We start from the raw sequence: 3,096 nt of genomic DNA on the forward strand, positions 1-3,096 counted from the left end.
TGAGACGAAAACTACAATTTAGGTAGACCGCCGTATGCCATGAAAGTGGCACGTACGGTGCGGATCGGGGGAAAAGTTGGAGATAAACTCAAAGACTTACCTATCGACAATTGAAGATAAAGTAAATACTCATATTACAAAAGAACTAGGGATGGCATTTGAACCGGATAGCACGCTAGAGGAAATCTTTATAGAATCAACTTTCAATCAATTTGAAAGAATACGTGAACATGAATTAGAAGAATTAGCTCGTATGAAACGTGAACGTACTGTAGGGAAAGGCTTAATTACCGTAGTATCTGAAAAATTATTCCCAACTAAAAACGGGACATCTGAGCGAATACAAGTGCTCACAATGCAAATTGGTACTCATACGACAGCATATTGTCCAATTACAGAGGCAGGTATAACTATTCCTAAAAATCCTCAATGGCTGATAGGTAGAACAAAACCTGTTATTATTGAGCATTTCCAAAAAACTGAGGAAGGGAACTTTGCTGTTGTATCTATCACTGCAGGAGAACTTGCACTGCAAAGAAAATTATATGAAGAAATAGTAGAGCAAGAGGGGAATAAAGTATACACAGGAACAGTTTCTGGACATATTCCATCTGCACAAACTATTCTGGTTGAAGTTCATGGTGTAACAGTAGGAGTAAGATACTCGCAATGGTCTCATTCATTCGTCCGCTCGACGGATATTATTATTGGTGATGTTGTAGAGCTTATCATTGATAAAGTAGTGGAAAAGAATGGGCGATATGAGTTTAGAGGAAATAAAAAGAAACTAGAAACAGATCCAATGGAAAAACTATTAGAATTAAACAAACGACGTGACCGATTTGTAGGTAAAATTGTAGGGATAGATGCTATTGCTGGAATTTTCGTAGAGGTTGCACCAGGTATTCAGTTTAAAGGACTAAAAGGTCGTAATCTGGCAAATCCAACCATGGATGACGCAATAAACCAAACAATTGTTACATGTGAGCTGCTTAATATTGATGCTAAAAATAGAAGAGGAACAGTACGTATCCTAAATTATCCGCAAGGCCAAAGTAAAAAATCTAATTCGTCAATTTACCAATTTTAATGGATGATTATGCATACAATAGAGAAACAAATGTCTACTTATATCCCTTCTATTCCTCATTTATCAAGTGAGGATGCACAAGGACTTCAAATATATCGAATACATGATTTGGATAAAACCTATGTATTCCACTCTTATGACGAATTAGTTAAGTTTAAGCAACTTTTAACAGAGGAACAATATGCTATACTCAATTTTATTGGTGTTCATACATCCGTTCGGTTTAATCATTTATTATATCTATTTAAGAATAAATTTTCGCGGAAGAAAATTAATAATGCACTTCAAGGATTACTTTACTATCAATTTATCGAAAAATGGCAAGTAGAAATTTTTGATATGGAAATCTTTGAAGAAACATATACCTTATCCAACAATGGATTTAAACTACTAAAATACTGGCAAGGAAATATGTTCTTCTTTGCCCCAGAGCGTCTTGACAATCATGGTAAATATATTCACCTGCATTATTGGCATGATATAGACCTACTTTGCCATTTACGCTATGCTCCTTCATTTCTAGGGCATATTATGCATCCATCTATTAGTAAAGGGGTTTTTACCCCTTCTTTAAGTTTTATAGTAAATGGAGGAAAAGAACGTAAATTTAATTTTGTTGTATACTCCACCTTATTATCTGATCAAAAAGATCGATTAAAACGAATAATTGCTAGATGGAAGACTTTTGTAGAGTCAGGAAAAGATGTTATTATGCAGGACTTAGGGAATAACCCTACAATCTTAGTTATTTATGTTTCTACTAAAAAACAAGCAAAGCAAATTAATAATGAACTATTACTTGATTTAATTCCTGGTAAAGTATTGTTATGCATAGGGGAATCTTTACATTTTCAAGGATTACAACACGCTTTTTATCAACCCCTTGCAGAAGGGGAGATCAAACAATTAGATACAAAGCTATTTATAGAAAACTAAGCCACCATACAAGCTTTCGCTTTAAAGGTGGCTTGTTTATTTTATAATTAGCTTGGAGGATTCAAAAAAACTTAACAAAATTAATAATCCTATATCTACCTCTATACAAAGCACGGATTTTGCGAAATAATATTCTTTGACACCTGTTAATAAAATAACATTATATACAAATATAGTTATTTCATTGGAGGAATATAAAAGAAAGGAGTACTATATTGCTACGTATACAAAGAGGGTACATGTACGATCCTGATGATAATGAGGTAATAGTAAATGAAATTTTCTATGATGGTACATCAGAAAAAAAGTTAGGCAGTAAAATGGGTGTATTTGATGCAGTTAAAGTACCTGTTGCTATTTTTCAAAAGGTCCAGGAAAACGAAAGTATGACCTATATGGAAAATGTTGAAGTAGAAGAAAAAAATATTAAGGAAATACTTTTTTATTTAGTTCAAAATCAAAAGCCCGAAAAACTATATTTTGAAATACAGTACATGAATTAACACCAGGGCCTTAATATAAGAGGGGATTTATAGCAGGGGAATCAGGGGCATTATTATACAATACATGTGGGATCTGCATATAAACTTCCTTCTTATCCCTGTTCTATTGAAAACAATTGAATATAATATGAAAATGGTTTAATATAAATCTATATTTATTGTTTAATTGATTCCGTCTATTCCCACGCCCTATGTGTTGTGGTTGAGTTTTAGAAACAAGTTATATTTTTGTTTCAATTATGAAAGGGCTTCTTTGAGCCGATTAGTGTATATATAGCTTATTTTGCTATGCACATTTTAATCGACTCGAAGAAGTCCTTTTTGTGTTGTCTTCAAGTTAGGAATCACTTATACATAAACCTTTAGGACTAAAAGTATGCTAAATGAGAAAACACAAATTTTGTGATTTTTGTTTAATTTAGAGGAGAGATTATATGAATTTTTACAGAGTATAGCTTGAACTACTCACCACTTAACGTCCTAACGGACTGTTTGAAGTGGGAGATTCCTGCGAACACCGATGTATCCACCAGTTATCTTAGCAGGCTCTACCCGCAGTCCCTACGG

General features: G+C 33.4%; 3 protein-coding genes. All 3 read left to right on the forward strand.

What is annotated here, in order from left to right; genetic code table 11:
* Positions 1-151 precede the first annotated feature (151 nt).
* The 3 genes from ACS2CR_RS33805 to ACS2CR_RS33815 all read left to right on the forward strand — a co-directional run bounded on the left by ACS2CR_RS33805 (position 152) and on the right by ACS2CR_RS33815 (position 2,529).
* Positions 152-1,090 (forward strand): RNA-binding protein, encoded by a 939-nt coding sequence (locus ACS2CR_RS33805; RefSeq protein WP_153603167.1) that lies wholly within the window; start codon positions 152-154, stop codon positions 1,088-1,090.
* A gap of 9 nt (positions 1,091-1,099) precedes the next feature.
* The gene (locus ACS2CR_RS33810; RefSeq protein ID WP_309567931.1) at positions 1,100-2,026 is read left to right on the forward strand and encodes a hypothetical protein; all 927 of its coding nucleotides are present in this window, start codon (positions 1,100-1,102) and stop codon (positions 2,024-2,026) included.
* Between the two features lie 215 nt (positions 2,027-2,241).
* A complete protein-coding gene (locus ACS2CR_RS33815) occupies positions 2,242-2,529 on the forward strand; it encodes a hypothetical protein (RefSeq protein ID WP_144489555.1) in 288 nt (95 codons plus the stop codon).
* Positions 2,530-3,096 lie beyond the last annotated feature (567 nt).

The organism is Bacillus cereus group sp. BceL291 (genome assembly GCF_051776705.1).
Taxonomy (GTDB): domain Bacteria; phylum Bacillota; class Bacilli; order Bacillales; family Bacillaceae_G; genus Bacillus_A; species Bacillus_A cereus.

Excerpts from the sequence above, each read along its gene's own strand:
- ACS2CR_RS33805 (WP_153603167.1), top strand. The coding sequence starts at position 152 with ATGGCATTTGAACCGGATAGCACGCTAGAGGAAATCTTTATAGAATCA.
- ACS2CR_RS33810 (WP_309567931.1), top strand. The coding sequence starts at position 1,100 with ATGCATACAATAGAGAAACAAATGTCTACTTATATCCCTTCTATTCCT.